The following is a 20093-nucleotide window of genomic DNA, read 5'->3' on the forward strand; positions in this document are numbered from 1 at the left end:
AGGGGGCCGGCAGACGAGACGACAGGGGGACGGCGTGGACGACGACGCGAGGGACGCCGCCGAGGCGCGCTACGAGCTGGTGATCAGCGTCGACGCGCGGCGGTCCGGGGAGTACGAGGACGCGGACAAGCCGTCCATGCGGGCCCAGCTCTACCGGGTGCTTGAGGCCGCGTTCCGGCAGGCCAAGGTGGCCCGGGACGCCGTCCACCTGGAGGATCGCGGCGACGGGGTGCTGGCCGCGGTGGCCAGCCGGGTGCCGGTGACGCGGCTGCTCGGGCTGTGGATGGTCGAGGTGCACGAGCACCTGCGGCACGAGAACCGCGGGCTGAGCCGGCCGCTGGGCCTGCGCGTCGGCCTGCACGTCGGCCCGGTCCGCCACGACGAGCGGGGCATCAGCGGGCGCGCGGTGGACCTCGCGTGCCGGCTGGCCGACTCGCCGGTGGCCCGCGCGCTGCTGGACGCCGAGCGGGCCGACCTGGTGCTGGTCGTCTCCGACGCGCTCCACGAGGACGTGGTGCGCGGCGGCGGCAAGTACATCGACGCCGCGCACTACACGGCCGCCCGGCTGCGGCTCAAGGAGGGCGAGGTCACCGCCTGGTTCCGGCTCCCCGGCCGGCCCGCGCCCCGCATCCCCGCGACGGCGGAGGGGCCGCCGGCGGGAGGGGACGCCAGCGGGAGCCCCACCGGACCCACGGAGGCCACGGGGGCCGGGGGCCCCGCCGACGCCCAGAGCGCGGCCGACGCCACGGGCCCCGAGCACGCGTACGACGACCGGAAGGCCGGGGTCGGCGGTGCTGGTGACAGCGGCGCTGGTGACGGCGAGGGCGCGTACGGGACCGGTCCCAGCGACGTTCGGTACACCGTTCACGGCGACCTCTCCAACAACTGGGGCAACCAGTACCACCAGGGCGTACACATCGGGCGCAACGCCGGCGACACCGGACCGCGAAGGGGCTGACGGGCATGGCCGAGGAGCAGCAGGCGGGCGGCGCGGCCGAACCCGCGCGGGACGACGCCCCCGCGCCGCGCGCCGACCAGCGGGAGCGGGGCGGCGAGCGCGGCCGGGACAGGGAGCGGGGTCGGGACAAGGAGCGCGGCCGGGACAGGGAACGGGGCGGGGACGGTGAGCGGCCCGGGGCGGAGGGCGGCGAGTCCGGCGAGGACGAGGCCGCCGAGCGGGAGCAGGAGCGCGAGCGCGCGGCGGGGCGGTTCAAGGAGCACACCCGGGACCCGCTGGCCGGCGAGGAGAGCGAGGACGGGCCCACCGACCTGGCCGCCGCGTCGCGGGCCCGGCGCACCAGCCAACTCCTGTTCGACACCGGGCGGGACTGGAACAGTTTCGACCGTTCGTACATCGGCAGCGCCCACATCGGCGATATCCACCTGCGGATGGACGCCCGGCAGCCGCTCACGGGGGTGCGCGGCGGGCCGGTGCCCGACGAGGAGTTACGCCGGCTACGCCGGGTGCACGTGGAGCCCGAGGGGTACGTGCGGCTGCGGACCGCGCTCACCGCGCGCCGGCTGCTGGTGCTCGGCGCGGCGCCGGGCACCGGCCGTACCAGCACCGCGCTCTCGCTCCTCGACGAGGTCACCGCGCAGGCCAGGGACGACGCGGACGCGGCCGATCCGCCGGCCGCGCGGGTGCGGCGCGTCGACCCGGAGGGCGGGGTGCGGCAGCTCGCGGACTCGCTGTCCGGCGAGGGCGCCGAGCAGGCGGCCCGGGGCACCGGTTACCTGCTGAAGCTGGAGCTGAGCCGGCCCGGCGCGGTGCCGCCGGAGGCGATGGACCTGGACCAACTGGCCGCCGCGCTGGCCGCCTGCGGCTCGTACGCGGTGCTCGTGGTCACCGTCGGGTCGGCGGCCAACCCGCTGCTGGCCGGGCGGTACGGGGTGCTGTGCCCGCCGGCGGACACCCGGGAGCTGCTGACCACCCGGCTGCGCGAGCGCGTCGAGGACCACGTCGCGGCCGTGGCGGACGAGGCGGCGGGGGACGCCGAACGGCGGGTGGCCGAACTGCTGCGGCAAGCCGAGGAGTTGGCCGCCCGGGACGAGGTCACCGAGGCGGTGGGCCTCGCGGACCTGCGCCCGGCCGAGGCCGAGTTGCTGGCGTCGCTGCTGGCCGGGCACCTGCTGGAGGAGCTGTCGTACGAGGAGTTGCTGGCCGGCTGCCGGAGCCTGGCCGCGCGGCAGGCCCAGGAGTGGTTCGCCGGCGTGGACCGGGCGCTGACCGCCCAGGCGGCCGGCGCGGGCGAGCAGCCGACCCGGCCGGAGGCGGCGGCCCTGTTCCACCCGGTGGCCTCGCGGATCGCGCTGGCCGTGCTCGGCGGGGCGACGCGGAGCGCGGTGGCGACCGCGGCGCACCTGCTGACCTGGGAGCTGTCCGTCCAGAGCGACCCGGACGCCACCCCGACCAGGCCGCTGTTCTGTGACGACCCGGAGTCCGAACTCGCCCTGTCGCGGGCCGAACTCACCGACGGGCACGTGGAGATGGCCGGCACGGAGTTCGCCGCGCGGCTCATCTGGTACCGGGGCACGGCGCTGCCCGGCGCGGTGCTCAGCGAGGTGTGGGACCGGCACTTCCCGGTGCGGGCGCCGGTCGTGCGCTGGCTGCGGCTGCTCGCCGACGACCCCCGGGCCCAGGTGTGGGTGCGGGCGGCGGTGGCGGCGGGCGAACTGTGCGTACGGGACTTCGACCACGGCCACGCGGAGCTGGTCCGGCCGCTGGCCGAGGCGACCACGGCCCGCCGCCGCGTCTTCGCCGCCACCCTGCTCGACCAGGCCGCCGGGCACGCCTCGCACCGCGCGGTGGTGCGCGGTCTCGTGGGCGACTGGGCCAGGAACGGCACCCGGGAGCTGCGCTGGACGGCGGCCATGGCGCTCGGCTACGGCAACGCCGCGGCCAGCGTCGGCGACACGCTGGACGCGCTGGCCCGGATCGGGGTGCGGGGCGAGGGCGAGCAGATGGCCGTTGCCTCGTTCAACGTCGTACGGCTGCTGACACGGCCCGACAGCGCCGCCGTGCTGCGCCGGATGTCCGACTGGACCCGGCACCGCAACCCGGCCTACCAGGACCTGGGGCTGGTGACCACGGTGCGGCTGGCCGGGCACGAGGTGGCCGACGTGCTGGCGGACGACCCGAACTCCGACCTCGGCGAGCGCGGCCACTGGCCGCTGATGCTGGCCCTGGCCGCCACGCGACCCGAACTGGTCGGTCCTGTCGCGGACTTGATGTGGACGGCGCTCAACACGCCGCGCTCCAAAGAAGTCGCGACGGACGCGCTCGAGACCTTGCTGCGGTCGGCCGTACGCAAGGACAGTAAGGGCAGTGCGGAGGGCACGAAGCCGGGCCTGGCCGCTTTGCTGCCCGCGCTCCTGAGTACGGAAGCTGACCGGCGCCGCCTGGACTGGCTGTTGCGCCGCATGATGAACGATCCCGACGACCCGCTCCCCGACGCCCTGGCCCGCCAGTTGTGGCGGCTGGCGACGCCGCGCGACGGCGCGGACCAGGCACGGCGACCGGAGCGGCACGAGGTGGAGGAGAGCCATGGGTGAGGACGCGGGCATGGTGGCGTACGGCGACAGGCAGACACTGGCGGGACCGCTGCTACGGGACTACGCGCCCAACGGCCCCTTCCGCCACACCAGCCCCCGCACCGCGTCGGTGCTCTTCTACCGCAACGGCGGCTACAGCATCGTCACCGTCGCCGGCGCCCAGCACGTCGACAAGCGCGCCCTGGCCCGGCCGACTGCGGTGTGCGAGATCGCCCTGGGCACGTACGTGACCACGCTGACCATGGAGCTGCCGGCGATGGGCGGCACCACGTTCTTCAAGGCCGAGGTGGACCTCCACTGGACGGTCACCGACCCGCACCTGGCCGCGACCAAGGTGGTCACCGACGTGGCCCGGCAACTGCGGGCGCCCGCCCTGGAGCGGCTGCGCGAGGTCTCGTCCACGTACCGGGTGAGCCAGGCCGAGAAGGCCGACCGCGCCATCACCCAGCAGTGCGCCAGCGGGCGCTGGGACGACCTGGGGGACGAACTGGGCCTGCGGGTGCGGCTGTACGTGCGGCTGCGGGTCGACGACCGGACCATCCAGCACAGCGACGGCATCCGCGACGCGCACGCCTCGGCCGAGCTGACCCGGGTGCACCAGGCCCAGTTCCGGGCCATGTTGCAGGGCGGCGAGCTGGACCAGCTCAGCTACATGCTGGCGGCCGAGCCGGAGGAGGCCAAGGCGTTCCTGGAGAAGATCCGACAGGAGGGCAGGCAGGACGAGAAGGAGCGGGTGGAACGGCTCTTCGCGATGGTCGAGAGCGGCCAGATCCAGTCCACCGACATCGAGACGCAGGCGCTGAACCTGCTCAACCAGGGCCGGCAGCAGGTCCAGGGCCCCATCGGCACCCGGCCGGCCCACCGCACCCCGCCGGAACTGCCCGCCGAGCCGCCGTTCACCCCCGACTGGGTGCTGGACGAGCCGGCCCAGCCGCCCCGCCCCGACCAGCCGCCGCGCCGCCGCCCGGCCGACGACCCGTACGAGCCGCATGACCCGCATGACCCGTACGAGCCGCACGGGGCCCGAGACGACGCCGATCCGGAGCCGCCGCGGCGGCGCCGCCGGGACGACGGGTGGGCGTGGGCGGAGGAGGAGTGATGACGGCGGACGGCGGCGCGCGAACCTCCCCCGACCCGGTCGTGCCCGTGCCGGACGGGGGTCAGCGCGGGCACGACCGGGCGGGGGAACGCATCGCCGAGCGCCTGTTGACCACGGTCCGCGAGGACCTCGGCCGGGCCGACTCCAAGGCCGGCGTGCTGCTGTCCGGGGCGCTGGCGATGCCGGCGTTCCTGATCGGCTGGCACGGCACGCCCGGCTGGAGCGGCCTGGGCGACGTCGCGCTGCTCGTCGCGGGGGTGCTGTGGGTGGTCGCGGTGACCGCGCTGGTGCGGGCGCTGCTGCCGCGCACGGGCACGCTCCGCCCGTGCGAGGGGGTGACGTACTTCCGCGATCTGCTGCCCCCGCACGATCTCGGACGGCTGTCGACGCAGCTCAGCGAGGCCGGCCGCGACCCGGTCCGGTGGCTGCTCGTGCAGGCCGTGGACGTCAGCTCGATCCTGTCCGCCAAGTACCGGGCCATCCGCTGGGGAGTGAGCACGCTGGCGCCCTCCGCGGTGCTGGCGTTGGCCTGGAGCCTGACCGCGCGCTGAGTCGCGACCGCGCGAGGGCGACGGCACGCGCCGGCGCCACACATGAAGTAGACATGACACGAGGGGACGGTCGTGGGAACAGTCACGGGAAAACGGCAGACACCAGGGGGTTGGGCGCGGCGCGTCGCGGTATCCGCGCTGGGCGGCGCGGCCGTGCTGGCGTCCCTGCTCACGCCCGCCGGCGCGCGGCCGGCACCACCCGAAGCACCCGAACCGGCCTTCAAGGCGGTCAACTACGCGGTGGCCGTGGACGAGTCGGCGAGCCTGGCGCCCGAGGACATGGCCGCCGAGAAGGCCGCCGCCTCGCGCATCGCGCTCGGCGACGTCTCCCCGTCCTCGCACGTCAGCGTCTTCGGCTTCGCCGCCGCCGAGAAGGCCGACCAACGGGCCATCGACCCGGTGTGCCCGCGGACCACGCTGGACGCGGCGGGGCGCGAGTCGATCGGCGCGTGCGTGAGCAAGCTGCGCAGCCGCAAGAAGAGTGAGGGCACCGGCACGGACTTCCCGAGCGCCATCCGGCAGGGCGTACACGACCTGACCCGTGGCACCGACCCGACCGAACCGCGGGTGCTGTTCCTGCTCACCGACGGCAAGATGGACGTCTCCGGCAGCCCGCAGTACGGCGACCCGGCGCACCGGGCGGCCGAGGGCGAGCGGCAGTTGACCCGCGAGCTGAGGAACGCCGCCGCGCGGAACGTGCAGATCTGGCCGCTGGGCTTCGGCTCCGACCCGGACAAGGCGCAACTCGACCGCATCGCCGCCGGCGGCTACCAGAAGGGCTGCGTGGAACTGCCGTCGGCGAGCCCCCGGGCGAGCAAGGTCTCCGGCGCCAAGGACGTCGGCCCGACGCTGGAGAGGATCTTCGCCGCCGCCCACTGCCTGCGCTACGAGCAGGGCACCAGCGAACGCCCGCCGGCCACCCTGGAGGTGGAGATCTCGCCGCTGGCGACCGTGGGCAGCATCGTGGTCGACAAGGGCGACCCCGAGGTGACCATCAGCTACCGCGACCCGAGCGGGCACAAGGTCCCGACCAGCGGCACCGACCGCGACTCGCGGTTCGAGCTGGCGGGCGCCGGACACACCGTCGAGGCGCTGAAGATCACCGACCCGGTGCCGGGCACCTGGAAGATCGTGGCCGAGGCACCCGAGGGACACCGCTCGCTGCCGGTGGGCGTGAGCGTGCTGTGGCAGGGCGAGCTGCGCGGCGCGATCATCATGGACCCGCCGTCCCCGCTGCCCGGCGAGAAGGCCACCGTGACCATGCGGTTGCAGACCCGCGAGGGCTACGAGATCAAGGACCCGGACGACTACGCGGGGCTGCGGGTGCGCAGCGAACTCACCGGCGACGGCTTCGCCCCGCAGCCGGTCACCCTCGCGGACGACGGCAAGGAACCCGACGACACGGCGAGCGACGGCTCGTTCGCCGGCACCGTACGCGTCCCGCGCGGCGCGGACGGCGCCGTGAAGGTGAGCGGGACGCTCACCGCCTCCGGGCTGAGCGCCGACACCCGCAGCGCGACCGGCGACGTCGCGCTCGGCACCCCGGACGTCACGGCCGCGCTCACCGCGCCCACCGCCACCGCCCACCCGGACTCCACCGTCAGCGGCACGCTGGCGGTTCACAACAACAGCAGGACCCCGCACACGCTGCGGCTGTCCGTCACGGACGTGCGGCCCGGGCTGTTGTCGATCAGCCCGGCGGAGATCACGGTGGGGCCCGGTGACTCCTCCAGCCACACGGTGCGGTTCAAGGTCGCGCCGAAGGACATCCTCGGCAGCCGGCTCGGCGACGACGGGCTCCGGCTCGCCGGCACGGTCACGGTCGCCGACGCCACCGCCGACAACCGGGTGCTGGCGCGCACCTCGGTCTCGGTGCGGGTCACGCCCGAGCCGGGCTTCTGGGACCGGTACTGGTGGGTCTTCGTCGCGGGCGGCGCCGCGCTGCTCGCCCTCGCCCTCGGGGCCGCGGTCTGGACGCGGCAGCGCCGGGGCCGCCGCGACCCGCGCGGCCTGGTGCTGCGCCTGGTCTCCGCCGAAGGCGACGTGCTGCACGACCACACCGCGGGCCCGGGCCGCAACCAGTGGTACGAGTTCGCCGTCGTCGAGCCGCACCGCAACCCGCGCATCCAGCGCAGCAACCACGGCCCGTACGCCGTCCAGCGCAGCCCCGAGGGCGGCGCGGTGGTCCGCCAGCGGGGCGGCCAGCGGTCGCGGCTGACCGCGACCGGCACCGTCCCGCTCACCGACGAGCTGAGCCTGTCCCTCGGCGAGGAGACCCGCACCCCACGGGGCCGCCGCCCGCGCACCACCCGTTCCCGCACCGCCCCGCCGCCGGCCCCCACCGCCGGCGACGGCGGCGCGAGCACGTACGACGCCTACCGGTGACGCCCGGGCGGGCCGGCCCCACCGCCGGCCCGCCCCCGCCACCGGCGCACCAGCACCAGCACCAGCACCAGCGCCACGAGCCGTCCACGTACCGCGCACCGCACCGCAGCGCAGCGCCATCGCACCGAGGACAACCGGCCGCCGAACCCGGCCGCCAACGGGGAGGAAACCCATGAAAATCTTCCAGCCGATGCTCTTCGTCGGCCTGGGCGGCACCGGTGGTCTCGTCGGTGCCGAACTGGAGCGCAAGCTCCGGGCCGAGCTGTGCGGCCCGGACGGTGTCGCGCTCACCAGCCGACTGGCCGGCCACGCCCCGTACCAGCTCCCGGACTGCCTGCAGTTCGTGTACGCGGACTACAGCGAGTCCGACCTCCAGCGGCTGCCGCAGTTCAACGTGGACGCCTCGCAGCGGGCCGCGTACGCGCACACCTCGCGCGCCACCCACAACCTGCTGCCGAACTTCGACAGTTCGCCCGAGGTGACCAAGATGCTGCGGGCCAGCCTGCGCGACGAGGTCGCCGACTGGCTGCCGCCGCGCGTCGACGAGCCCAAGGTGGCGCCGCTGCACAACGGCGCCGGCCAGTTGCCGACCGTCGGGCGGGCCGCCCTGTTCGCCACCCTGCGGCACAGCCTGGCGCCGGTGCTCGAACCGCTGCTCCAGGCCATCGACGCGATCGCCAGGTCGGCCGGCGAGCTGAGCGAACTCGGCGGCGGCAAGGTCAACGGCTGCGACGTGTTCGTCGCCTTCTCGGTGGCCGGCGGCACCGGTGCCGGCATCTTCCTGGACTACCTGCACCTGATCAACCACGCGTTCCAGCTCCGCCGCTTCGACGGCGCGAAGATCTACCCGCTGGTCGTGATGCCCTCCTCGTTCCCCACCTCCTCCGGTGGCGGCCGGGAGGCCGACCTGAACGCGGCCCGCGCGCTGGTGGACCTGTTCCGCATGGTGGACGCGCAGAACGCGCCGACCGAGGGCGCCGAGATCGGCGACCTGGACCACGACGCGGGCATCGGCATCCGCTACCCGGGCACCACCACGATCCGGCTGCGGACCGGCATCCTGCCCACCGCGTTCCTGTTCAGCCCGACCGCCGGCATCCGCCAGGACGACCTGCGGCGCTCGATCGTGTCGCTGGTCATGTCGCTGGTCGGCACGGAACTGGGGGACGGCTCGTCGCGGGGGCGTGCCCTCGCCTCCGACGACGACTTCCAGACCTTCGCCGCCAGCTTCATCAACCGGGGCGTGCACCGCAGCGCCATCTCCCCCACCGGCATCGGCCGCCAGGGCGTGTCCACCAGCCTCGTCGCCTCCATGACCGCGCCCATCGACCAGCTCGCCGACCTGGTGGCCGGCCGGCTGCTGCGGGAGGCGGTCACCGACCTCGTGGAGCAGCCGCGCACCTCGCTGCGTGCGGGCGCCGTGCCCCTGATCCGCCAGCTCTTCGCCGACGCGCAGCTTGAGGAGCTGTGGGAACGGCGGCAGTTGGCGGTCCCCGAGCCCGACCCGCTGCCGCGCGGCAGCCGGGCCATCGAGCAGGCGCTCGGCGAGCGGATCTCGGACATGCAGCGGCTGCTGTTCGACCTGCAGGCCGTCGCGGAGCGGCAGTGCGCCTCGATGGCCGACCGGTTCGCGCCCCGCCCGGCCATCGACAAGCTGCTCCAGACCGCCGACCCGTTCCTGGCCGAACGCGTCGTGCGCGGCCTGCCCAAGAGCGACGAGCCCATCGCCAGGCTCGGCTTCCTCGGCATGCTCGGCAGCCGCTCGGTGGCCCCGCAGCGCCCGCCGGGCCAGAGCGAGCAGCCGCCGAAGACGCCCCGCATCAAGGGCCGGCTCGCCGGCATGTCCCCGGCCCGCTGGGGCGACGCCGACGTGCAGGCCGTGCTCCAGGAGCAGGACGCCTGGTACCGGTGGCGCAGCCAGACCGTGTGGCACGAGGCGTGGCGCGAGCAGCAGCAGCGCTGGCAGCCGCAGGCCGAGGCGGCGGCGGCCGACCTGCGCCGCCTGGTGGACGCCTTCCTCAAGCACTCCGAGCGGGAGCGGAAGGTCTCCGCGCAGAAGGGCCTCGAACTGTACGAGGACCGCACCGGCATCTCGTACCTGCTGCCACCACAGCGCACCCTCAACCACTTCTACGAGGATCTGGTGACCCGGCTGCTGCGGCGCGAGGGGCTGCGCGAGCAGGACACCGAGGCCGCGCTGTTGCTGAAGCTGGTCGACGGGGACACCTGGCGCCGGGTGCAGGCGCTGAGCCGGCGCAGCCCGGACAACGCGGTGGCCATCGTCAAGGCGCAGTTGGAGGGGCGCATCACGCGGCTGTTCGCCGAGAGCGGCGAGCAGTTGGAGGAGCGTCCGCTGTTGCCGTCGATGAGCACGCTGCTGGCCGCCGCCGCGGGCGACGGGGACGCGGCCGAGCAGGTCAGCAAGGAGGCCCTGGACCTGTTCGGGCGCAAGCTGACCGGGCTGCTGCCGGTGGGGTTCACGCCGGAGGGCACCGGGCCGCTGCGGGTGCTCGTCACCCACCCGCGGGTGCAGGCCGTCGAGGAGGTGCAGGAGCACCTGGGCAAGGCGCTGCGGCTGCCGTCGGACGCCAAGAACTCGGTGGAGTACCGGGGCGTGGAGAGCGACTCGATCACCGTGGTCCTCTTCCGCAGCGAGATGAGCCTGACCCAGGTGCCCGAGGCCCGCAAGGTGCTGCGCCAGTGGGCCAGGGCGAAGGACTCCGAGCAGGCCCAGGACGTGCTGCGGTGGCGCCAGCGGCTGGGCTACCGGGACAGTTGGATGGTCAGCAGCGAGGAGGACCGGCGCACCATCCTGCACCGGCTGCTGTGCTGCATGTGGAACGGCCAGGTGGACGTCGTGGACGGCGACTCCAGCTCGCCGGACCGGGTGCGGCTGCGGCTGTTCCCGGAGACCGGCGACCAGGTGCCGGGCGTACGACTGCGGCTCGGCGACTTCCCGGGCGGCGTGTCGAGCTGGGCCGAGCTGCTGCGCGCGTACGAGCGGTGGACGGTCCTTGACGACGAGCGCATCGTGGAGGACTACTGTCGCGAGCTGATGGGCGCCCAGCCGCTGGGCCTGGCCCGCAACGGCAGCGAGCCGCACCCGCTGTTCGTGGAGCTGGTGGAGAAGATCGCCCCGCGCCAGCTCGACCTGCTTGAGGACCGGCGGGAGCGCGGCGGCGAGCGGGTCGAGGGGTGGGTGCGCCCGCTGTGGGAGTTCTGGGCCGAGACCCTGCCGGCCGCCCTGGACACCGAGTTCACCGACCAGCGCGCCATCCAGCCGACGCTGCGCACGCTCCTTGAGCACATCCGTGGCGGCACCCCGCACACCCGCCGCGACCGCGACGAGGCGCCCGATCCGCGCCGCCCGCTGTCCGACGACGACTGGGGCACCGGTCCGCGCACCGAGCCGCCCGGCTACCCGGACGCCGACGAGCGCCCGCGCCGCCCGCGCCCCGACCCGCGCTTCGACCCGCGCTTCGACCCGCGCTCCGACGAACGGGCCCCGCGCTCCGACGATCGGGCCGACGAACGGGCCGGGGACCGGGCGGACGAACGGCCCGATCCCGACGCGCGGTTCGGCGGCCGGTCCGAGCGGCGGGGCGGGGGCCGGTACGACGACGCCGACGGGTTCCGCGACGCACGCGACGAGCGGGACCACGACCGCGAGCGGCACGAGCGCGGCGCGGGCGAGACCCGGTTCGGCGGCCGGCCGGGGGCCGGCCGCGACGAGCGGGACGGCGCGGACCGCGCGGCCCCGCGCGGATCGGGGCCCGGGTCCGAATACGGCACCGCGCCCCGGGCCGGGGCCGCCGGCGGCTACGCCGACGACGCGTACGACGCGTACGACGACGAGCGCCGGCGCGCGGCGGACGACCGCGCCGGCGACCGCGCGGTCGACCGCGCGGGCGACCGTGAGACGCCCTGGGCGCCGTGGGACGATCCCGCCGGCCCCCGCCCCGGCGGCCCCCGTCCCGCCGATCCCCGCCCCGGTGACGACGAGGGCGCCCGCGACCGCGTCCGTGACAACCCGTGGGACGGTGACGCGGAATGAGCGCGGCGGAGGAGATCGGCGCCGTCGTCCACCTGGACCTGCGCGTTCAGGCACCGGAGTTGGCCACCGCGCGGGCCGTGCGCGACACGGTCGGCCGGCAGCTCGGCCTGGCCGGGCTGCCCGAGCCCGACCACCCGCTGATCCTGGTGGTGGACACGCCGTCCGGGCTGACCGACCACCAGCACCAGTACGAACTGCTCACCGGCTACCGGGCCGTGGGCGAGGTCAGGATCATCGTCCTGCTGGTGGGCAGCGCCCCCGGCTCGTACGACGACGACGGCGAGCCCGTGGAGGCGTACCAGCCCGACCGGCGGCTGATCCGGCCCGCGGTGCTGCGCTCGTCCGGGACGGCCCTGCTGTGGGCCGGCGACCTGCGCTCGGCCCGCACCGCCCTGGAGCAGCCGGCGCCGGACGACCCGCGGGCCCTGGCGGTCCTGGTGGACGTGTTGTCGGTGCCGGACGTGTTCCTGCGCGTGCTCGCGGACGCCAGGGCGCTGCCGGAGGCCGTCGCGGCGCCCGGCGTACGCCTGCTTGAGCAGGACCTGCCGCCCGAAGTGCGCGACCGGGCCTGGCGCGACGCCCTGACCCGGTTCGCCGGTGAGGACACCGAGTTGGCCCCCGGCATGGCCGGCAGCTCCTGGTCGGCGGCCGACCTGCCGGAGCCGCTGCGCGGCCTGGCCACCGGCCGGGGCGGGCGGACCCGGCAGCACCGCGAGGCCGGCGGCGTCGCGGACGGCGCCTACCGGGCGTGCGCGGGCGCGCTCGACGACGCCGACGCGGCGCTGGCCGAACTCCAGGCGCTCCCGGGGTTGTTGAGTTCGGCGCGGCGGGACGCGTTCGAGGCCGACATCGAGCAGGCGCACCGCTCGCTCGACGAGTACCGGGACCTGGTCGGCACGGCCCTGCGCAGCGGCAGCTCGTCCGGCACCGCCCCCTCCACCGCCGAGGCCACCACCCGGCTGGCCGCGCTCGGCCTGCGGGTGCCGTCGGCCGACGGCGTGGGCGAGCGGATCGGCGAGGGGCTGCGCGAGTTCGCCGGCAAGCTGCTCGGGCAGGGGCTCGCGCTGCGCGCCGTCGCCCAGCGCTTCACCGGCCTGGCCGGCCGGGTGGAGCCGGTGCCGGGGTCGGCGCTGCTGCCGCGCCTGGCGGAGCACTCCCCCGAGGCGGTGGCCCACCGCACCCGGGGCAGCGGCGACCCGGTGCCGGCCCCCGCGATCGGCATCGCCGCGGCCGGCTTGGCGGGCGTGTCGGGCGGCCTGTGGCAGGGCCCGCTGATCGCGCTGGCCACGCTCGTGCCCTTGGTCTTCATCGCCGTGGTGGTGCTCGGGGCCGCCCGGCTCTGGGGCTCCGGCCACCCGGACCGGTGGGCCGTGGGGCCGCGGGTCGCGGTGTGCGTGGGCGCGGCGCTCGGGGTGGCCGGCGGCGCGCTGGCCGACCCGCCGCCGTGGCTGGGCGCCGCGGGCCTGCTGCTCGGCCTCGCGCTCGCGGTGGAGACGGCGCGCCGGCTCTGGTACGCGGCGGCCGACGCCTGGGCGCTGGCGTACGGGATAGCCGCGCTGCGCCAGGCGTTGGAGGGGCTCGACGCGCTGCTGGCCGACGCGGTGCGCGAGCACTGGGCCGCCGACGAGCGGCTGTACTGCGCCGACGCGGCCCGCTCGGTGGCCGGCATGCTGCGCGCGACGGCCGCCGCCGCCGAGGCCGAGGCCCGGGCCGAGCCCGCGCCGACCGCGACGGCCGCCACCGGCGACGCCGGCCCCTCGGCCGGCGACGACTGGCTCACCGGCCCGTCCGCGCTGGAGACCGAGTCGCTCGGCGTGGTCGACGGCGCGGACGCCGACTGGGCCAGCGACTACGACTGGGAGGGCGCGGACGCCTGGGGCCCGGTGGCCGACCCGGCGCCGGACGCCGCGCCCGGCGCGGCGCCGGCCGCGGACCTTCCCGCCGACCCGTGGCAGACGCCGGTGACGCCGCGCTGGCTGGAGCGCGAGACCGGCGAGGGCGGGGCCGACCTGGTCGCCACCCTGACCGCCGACCTCGCGGACGCCGCCGTGGTGGCGATGGGCCCCTACTGGGGCGCCGTCGAGCGCGGCCAGGCCGGCGCGCTGGCCGTGCGGCGCAACGACGAGCGGGTGCGCGACCTGCTCGGCACGGCCCGCCGCCACCTCCAGCGCAACGGGGTGCTGGCCCCGCCGCCGTTCGCCGACCGCCACCGGGCCCGCCCGACCTCGGCCAACCTGCTCGGCACCGACCCGCACCGGGTGGCCGAACTCGTCGGCGCCGAGCCCGAGCGGCACGCCGTGGTACAGCTCTCCTCGCCCGAGCAGGCCACCTTGCTCAACCGCGACCCGCAGGCGGCCGTCTGGCTCAGGTTCGCCCCGGACGCGGTGCGCGGCGACGTCGAGCGCGCCTGGCGGGCCAACGGCGCCCCGCAGCCCGACGACGCGCTGTGGACGGCGACGGGCCGCTACGCGGGCCTGATCCGGCTCACCCCGCTGCGGATGGGCGTGGTGGACACCGTACGGCCACGGCAGCTCGGGAACGACGAGGGCACAGACGGCACCTTCGGCACAGACGGCACTACCGGCACCGCCGACTACGGATTCGACGGCTTCGACGGCCGCGACCGGCTCGCGGACGGCGCGCGCCCGTACCACCGAAGGGACGGCGACCGCCGGTGACCAGCACCTCGCACCCGCACCGGGTGGAGCAGACCGGGGCGCATCGGGCCATGCTGGCCTTCGACACGCCGGCGGGGCGGCGGCACACCGCCCCGATCCGGTTCGGCCGCGAGTCCCGGCGCGACCCCCAACTGCCGCAGCGCGTCCGCAACGGGCTGCTCGGCGACGAGGAACAGCAGGTCGTACAGGTCCGGCTCGCCGCGTCCGAGGCGGCCAACCCGGCGGCGCGCGCCCTGCTCGACACCGAGGCCGGCACCGCCCTGCGGCTGCACCAGCTCCTGGAGGACACCGACTACGCCGCCCTCTTCCCCCGCGTCGTCGGCCACGAGCTGGACGCGGCCGAGCCGTTCCTGCTCTACGCCGCGCCGCGCGGCACCGCCGCCCTGCGCACCCACGTGATGTCCGCGACCGACCAGCGAACCTTCGCCCGCGACCTGGTCCTCGCGCTGTGCCTGCTCGACGCGCAGGGCCTGGTGCCGCGCGGCGTCTCGCCCGGCACCGTGCTCTGGGACGGCACCTCGGTGCAGTTGTGGGGCCTGGAGGGGGTGGCCCGCGCCGGGCGGCGGCGCACCCGCTGGGGGCGGGCCCCGTACTGCTCGCCCGAACAGCGGCGCGGCGAGGGCCTGGTGGACGCGCGGGACGCGGTGTGGAGCGCGGCCCAGGTGCTCTACCAGCTCGTGACGGGCCGGCCCGGGCCCAGCGACCGGGCGCCGGCCGACCTCGCGGAGCACCGGGTGCTCGCCGAGACGCTGCGCGGCGCGTTCGCCCCGCTGGCCGCCGACCGGCCCTCGCCGACCGACCTGCTCGACCTGCTGGCCCCGGGCGCGGCCGGGCGCGTCGCGCTCGCCGCGGCGACCGACGGCGGCGAGCCGCATCGGGACGCCTTCGACCACGCGCTGCGCCTCAAACGGCAGTCCCCGCCGCCCGACCGGCCACCGGGGCCCGAGCTGGCCGGCGGCGAGGTGCTGTGCCCGTACTGCCTGGAGGCCATCCGGCTGGACCTGTCGGCGCTGTACGACACCGACAGCCGGATGCAGTACCAGAAGCTGGATATCTCCGGCATCTCCAGTCCGGTGCGGCGGCAGGATGTCATGCGCGGCGCCGTCCAGAAGTGCGGGGCCGACCCGGACTTCCCGCCGCACTACATCCCGGTCCCCTACCTCACCTACGGCCGGCCGCTGACGGTCGCCATGGTCGGCCAGTCGTCGACCGGCAAGAGCCACCTGCTGACCCAGATGATCGCCGAGATCACCGACGGCGGCCTGGAGCCGTACGGCCTGAGCTGGCAGTCCGTCAACCCGGCCCAGCACGCCAGGTTCGTACGGGAACGGGTGCAGCCGCTGCGCAACGGCAAGGTGCTGGGCCACACCGAGGGCATCGGCCTGGACGGCTTCGCGCGCTTCGTGGAGTCCCTGCTGATCACCGACGCCCGCGGGCGGACCCGGCCGGTCGCCTTCTTCGACCTGGGCGGCGAGGACCTGGTACGCACGGACGCGGCGCTGCGCTTCCTGCTCGGCGTCGACGCCATCGTCTTCGTCGTGGACCCCGCGCTGGCGCTGCCGCTGCCCCACCTGGACCACGCCAGGGAACGCTGGGGGCTTGAGGTCAACCGGGACGGCGACCAGGCGTTCGGCACCGTCCTCGACCGGCTGCCCAAGAGCGGCCCCTACCTGGACGTGGCCGGCGCGGTGGTGCTGGCCAAGGCCGACCTGCTGCGCTTCCAGCCCCCCGTGGGCCGCTGGCTGGACGAGGTGCCACGGGCCCCGCTCGACCCGGCGCTCGCGTACGCGGAGAGCCGGGACGTGTACGGGCTGCTGCGGCAGCACGCCGGCCAGGCGTGGCTGCGGCCCTTCGACGCGATCCGCCGGTGCACGCTGCACGTCGCCTCGGCCACTGGCGGCCAGGAGGCCGGCGGGCGCTACCCGGCGGGCGCGAGCCCGCGCCGGGTGCTGGAGCCGCTGCTGTCACTGCTGGCGATGCACGGGCTGATCGACGTTCCGGGCGGCGCCGACGCGCACGCCGTGGGATGGGCGCGGGACGCGGGACCGGCGCATCGAGGCAGGGGCCCGGTGCGGCCCGACGGAGAGGACAGGCTGTGAACGACTTCCACGAGCGCCGGCCCACCCAACGCGCCCCGGGCGACGGCACGGGCCCGGGCGCGGGTACGAGTGCGGGCACGGGCCAGGTGCACCAGATGGTCTTCCGCTGGGACGGCAACCAGGGCCGTCAGGGCACCGGCATGAAGGCCGTCGCGCACTCCTGCTCCGCCGACCGGGCCGAGGAACTCGGCCGCGAACTGGGCCCGCTGCTCTGGGTGTCCGGCGCGTCGGACGCCCGGTCCAGCGTGGTGCGCACGCTGTCCCAGGACGGCGACGTCATGCTCGTCCAACGCTGGCCCACCACCGACCGGGGCGGCCGGCCCAGCACCGTCAGCCACGTCCTGCTCGGCGACACCGGAAGCCTCAAGACCCGGCTGTGCCTGGGCCTGGCCTACGGCGGCTGGGGCCGGCGGGAGAAGGCCGAACAGGCCGTCGGGGAACAGCCCCCGGTGCCCAGCGCGAAGCTGGACACGGTGGCCCGCGACCGGCTGCCGGGGATGACGGACCGGCTGCGCCAGGTCCGCAAGGAGCTGATCATGGTCACCGCCGAGTGGCTGCGCGACCCCGAGCCACGCGTGTCGCTGCGCTCGGACGCGCTGCCGGTGGTGGCCGACCGGGACAGCGCGCCGCTGGTGTACCTGGGGCTGTTCCTGATCTTCGGCCACTGGCTGAACCGCGAGTGGACGTTCGCCACGTACGACACCGTCGACACCCACCCGCTCCGGCTGACCTGCGTCCCGCGCTGGGAGCCGGACGCGGGCGGCTCGGGCCCGCTGGCGCGCGTGGTGACCGATCCGCCGCCCACCGCCCGGCCCGAGCACCGCGCGGCGCTGACGCTGGTGGACTACCTGTTGGCACACCCGGGCCAACCCGCGGGCGTGGCCCCGCTGGCCGACGGGCTCCGGGGCGCGGCGGCGCTGCCGTGGCCGCAACGGGAGGCGCGGCTGCGGGCGGTGTTGAGCCGGCTCGGCCCGAGCGGCACCGCCGCCCGGGCCGCCGACCCGGCGCCGGCGCCCTCGCGCGCCACGCCCGCGCCGGCCCGCACCGGGACCGAACCGCCCCCGCACCAGCACGCTGCCGCGTCGGCCCCCCGCGTCTCCCTCCAACGCCCGAACCCGGCCCCGGCCACCCCGGCCCCCGCTCCCGACACCGCCGACACCGCCGTCGACGCGCCCCCGGGGCACGCCGCGCCGCCGCCCGCCCGCGCGCCCGGCCCGCCCGCGAACGACCCGGCCACCGCGCCGACGGACCACCCCGCCGCCGTACCAGCGGGCCACCCGGCCGCCGCGCCCCCGGGCCAGCCGGCCGCCACGTCCGACCCGGACCCCGCCCCGGCCGGCCCGGGCGGGGCCGCGCGCGCGGCGGAGCGGCAGCCCGGCCCGACCTCCGACGCCGGGCAACAGGGCCGCGTCGCCGGGGCGGTCCCGCTCCGCGAGGACCTGCACCTGTACCGGCACACGAACACCCTTCAGTACGCCGGGCTGACGCGGCGCCTGAAGGCGGTGTCGGACGCGACGCTCATCGCCGAGCTGAAGGACCCCGCGCTGCCCGCCGACGCCCGCGAGTTGTTGCTGACCGAACTCCGCGACACGCGCCGCCTCCGGGAGCGCACGGCCGAGCTCCGACACGATCTGTGCGCCGAGGTGCTGCGCCGGAGCCTGTACTACGACCCGAACCCCGGCGACCGCGAGCACCGCACGCCCCAGGAGCGGGTACACCAGGCGGCCGACCTCTTCACCTGGGCCGTCGCCCCGGTGGCCCACAACGAGCAGCACCGGCACGCACTGTTGGAGGTCTTCCACTGGTTCTGCCGACAGCAACCGCCCGCGTCCCACCTGTGGATCGAGCGCACCGTCCTCGCGCCCACCAGCGACCTGCCGCCCCACCTGCCAGCCGCCCTGTGGCAACAGATCGTGCGCGACCTGCTCCGACGCCCCGGCCCGCCCCCCACCATCCCCGCCGGTGACACCCCACCGCAGCCGGCCCCCGCCGCCCCACCCACCTCTGCCGCCCCGGCCGACCAGCAACCGGCCGCGCCCGAGCGCCCCGCGCGGGGCCGCCCGGCCTGGCTGCCCAAACTGCCGAAGGGCGACGGACAGGGCACGTTCTGGGTGCTGTTGGCCATGGGCCTCACGGTCGTCGCCCTGATCGTGCTGTTCGCGATCCTGCTGGCGAACATGGCGTGACGCGCCCACGCCCCGCGCGCCCCGGGCGGGAGCGGGCGGGGCGTCTGGGGCGCGGGCGCGTGGGCGCGTTGGCCTGCGCGGCTTGGTGGGCGTACGCGCGTGCGGTGGCGTACGCCCCGGGCTGGCGGACGCGCGTGCGGTGGGCCGCTACGCCAACCCGGACGGCCCGTCGTCGTCCCGGTCGCCCGGGCCGTCGAGGTCATCCGGGTCGTCCAGGCGGTCCGGGTCATCCGGGTCGCCCGAGTCGGTGAGGTCGGCGGGGCCGACGAGGTCGTCATCCGGTTCGTCGTCGGGTTCGTCGTCGGCCGCGTACGGGTGGACGTAGCGGCCGGCGGCGAAGGGCGTGAACCAGCGCGAGATGCCCATCGGGGCGACGCCGAGGTAGGCGCCGACCGGGCTCTCGTCGATGCCGTCCATCGAGTCGTCGTAGAGCCACTCGTGGTTCATGTCCTCGTACACCGAGTCGGCGAAGCACTCCAGGGCGAGCGAGACGCCGTCGTCCAACAGGCCGAACAGGTCGAGCGCGATCTCCGCCTCGCGCAGCAGCAGCCGGAGCGCCAACTCCTCGGCCACGCAGCTCGGCTGCTCGAAGGTGCCCTGGGTGAAGCGGGTGGTCAGGGCGATGGCGGTGACCAGGAAGCGGCGGGCGAAGCGGGCGTCGTAGCGCAGCGCGTAGCGCCGGGGCAGTTCGTCGAGGAGCCACATCGGCTCGTCGCAGTCGGCGACGCTGCCGCCGTCCTCGTCCAGCGCGCACACGTCCTGGAACAACTCGTCGAGCAGCAGGTCCGTCCCGTACACCAGGGCGCCGGCCGCGAGCCGCGCGTCCGCCGCCGAGACGACCGGCCCCTGTCGGTCGTGCGCCCCGCTCGGGCCACCGGCCGCGTCCGGACCACCGGCCCCATCCGCCCCGACTGCCTCATCCGCCCCGGCCGACTCCGGGGGACCGCCGAACGCCTCGGGGCCGAACGCCCGCAGTTGGTCGGCCAGTCCGCGGAACGTGTCCCGCATGGCGGCGGAGTCCACGAGGTCGCCGGCCGCCTCGGCCACCGGCCCGTCACCGCCCTGCCCGCGCAGCCGCGCGCGGCGCGACGCGAGGTCGTCGGGCGGGGCGCCGGGGCCGCCGGCGGCGTCCAGGCTCTCCTTCGCGAGGTCGGCGTGCAGTTCGACGGCGCAGCGCGCCACGGTCCACCCCGCGAGCAGTTCGGAGCGCTCCAACAACTCGTCCACCAGCGAGCGCACCGCCTCCTCGGCCAACTCCAGCATCGGAGCGTCCACGAAGACCTTCATCAGCGCCCCGCCGGGATGCACGCCCACGAAGGTGTCGAGGACGTCCACCTCGACGCCGTCCGGTCCGTCGATCGCCTCCACCGACTCGAACCCACGCTCCAGCAGGGCCACCACGCCCACCCGGTGCAGGGCATCCAACTCGGGGTCACCACTCGGTATCTGAGCGTCCACACTCACCGCGTACTTCACGATGCCAGCGTGG

10 protein-coding genes are annotated in these 20093 nt (G+C 76.0%); 9 read left to right on the forward strand and 1 reads right to left on the reverse strand.

Going from position 1 to position 20093, the window contains the following annotated elements; genetic code table 11:
• The first annotated feature begins 34 nt into the window (after positions 1–34).
• The 9 genes from AC3CHW_RS15285 to AC3CHW_RS15325 all read left to right on the forward strand — a co-directional run bounded on the left by AC3CHW_RS15285 (position 35) and on the right by AC3CHW_RS15325 (position 18604).
• Positions 35–958, forward strand: a complete 924-nt coding sequence (locus tag AC3CHW_RS15285) for a nucleotidyl cyclase domain-containing protein (RefSeq protein WP_488470794.1) — start codon at positions 35–37, stop codon at positions 956–958.
• Between the two features lie 5 nt (positions 959–963).
• On the forward strand, positions 964–3552 hold the full coding sequence (locus AC3CHW_RS15290) for a hypothetical protein (RefSeq protein WP_488470795.1): 2589 nt from the start codon (positions 964–966) through the stop codon (positions 3550–3552).
• Complete coding sequence (locus AC3CHW_RS15295) at positions 3545–4651, forward strand: hypothetical protein (RefSeq protein WP_488470796.1); 1107 nt, start codon at positions 3545–3547, stop codon at positions 4649–4651. The genes AC3CHW_RS15290 and AC3CHW_RS15295 overlap by 8 nt, the downstream gene beginning before the upstream one ends.
• Positions 4651–5202, forward strand: a complete 552-nt coding sequence (locus tag AC3CHW_RS15300; RefSeq protein WP_488470797.1) for a Pycsar system effector family protein — start codon at positions 4651–4653, stop codon at positions 5200–5202. The genes AC3CHW_RS15295 and AC3CHW_RS15300 overlap by 1 nt, the downstream gene beginning before the upstream one ends.
• A 72-nt stretch (positions 5203–5274) precedes the next feature.
• Positions 5275–7587 (forward strand): VWA domain-containing protein, encoded by a 2313-nt coding sequence (locus tag AC3CHW_RS15305; RefSeq protein ID WP_488470798.1) that lies wholly within the window; start codon positions 5275–5277, stop codon positions 7585–7587.
• Positions 7588–7759: 172 nt separating this feature from the next.
• The gene (locus tag AC3CHW_RS15310) at positions 7760–11641 is read left to right on the forward strand and encodes a tubulin-like doman-containing protein (protein WP_488470799.1); all 3882 of its coding nucleotides are present in this window, start codon (positions 7760–7762) and stop codon (positions 11639–11641) included.
• Positions 11638–14319 (forward strand): hypothetical protein, encoded by a 2682-nt coding sequence (locus AC3CHW_RS15315; protein WP_488470800.1) that lies wholly within the window; start codon positions 11638–11640, stop codon positions 14317–14319. Before AC3CHW_RS15310 ends, AC3CHW_RS15315 begins: the two co-directional genes overlap by 4 nt.
• Positions 14316–16418 (forward strand): hypothetical protein, encoded by a 2103-nt coding sequence (locus tag AC3CHW_RS15320; RefSeq protein WP_488470801.1) that lies wholly within the window; start codon positions 14316–14318, stop codon positions 16416–16418. The genes AC3CHW_RS15315 and AC3CHW_RS15320 overlap by 4 nt, the downstream gene beginning before the upstream one ends.
• Positions 16415–18604 (forward strand): hypothetical protein, encoded by a 2190-nt coding sequence (locus AC3CHW_RS15325; RefSeq protein ID WP_488470802.1) that lies wholly within the window; start codon positions 16415–16417, stop codon positions 18602–18604. Before AC3CHW_RS15320 ends, AC3CHW_RS15325 begins: the two co-directional genes overlap by 4 nt.
• 147 nt (positions 18605–18751) lie before the next feature.
• Here the strand turns inward: AC3CHW_RS15325 and AC3CHW_RS15330 are convergent, their stop codons facing one another.
• Entirely contained in the window at positions 18752–20080 is a 1329-nt protein-coding gene (locus tag AC3CHW_RS15330) for a hypothetical protein (protein ID WP_488470803.1), read from the reverse strand.
• Positions 20081–20093: the final 13 nt, after the last annotated feature.

It is taken from the genome of Streptomyces sp. MGP-BFMKR1 (genome assembly GCF_057766585.1).

Coding starts and splice junctions, on each gene's coding strand:
- AC3CHW_RS15290 (WP_488470795.1), top strand. CDS start 964: ATGGCCGAGGAGCAGCAGGCGGGCGGCGCGGCCGAACCCGCGCGGGAC.
- AC3CHW_RS15310 (WP_488470799.1), top strand. CDS start 7,760: ATGAAAATCTTCCAGCCGATGCTCTTCGTCGGCCTGGGCGGCACCGGT.
- AC3CHW_RS15315 (WP_488470800.1), top strand. CDS start 11,638: ATGAGCGCGGCGGAGGAGATCGGCGCCGTCGTCCACCTGGACCTGCGC.
- AC3CHW_RS15295 (WP_488470796.1), top strand. CDS start 3,545: ATGGGTGAGGACGCGGGCATGGTGGCGTACGGCGACAGGCAGACACTG.
- AC3CHW_RS15300 (WP_488470797.1), top strand. CDS start 4,651: ATGACGGCGGACGGCGGCGCGCGAACCTCCCCCGACCCGGTCGTGCCC.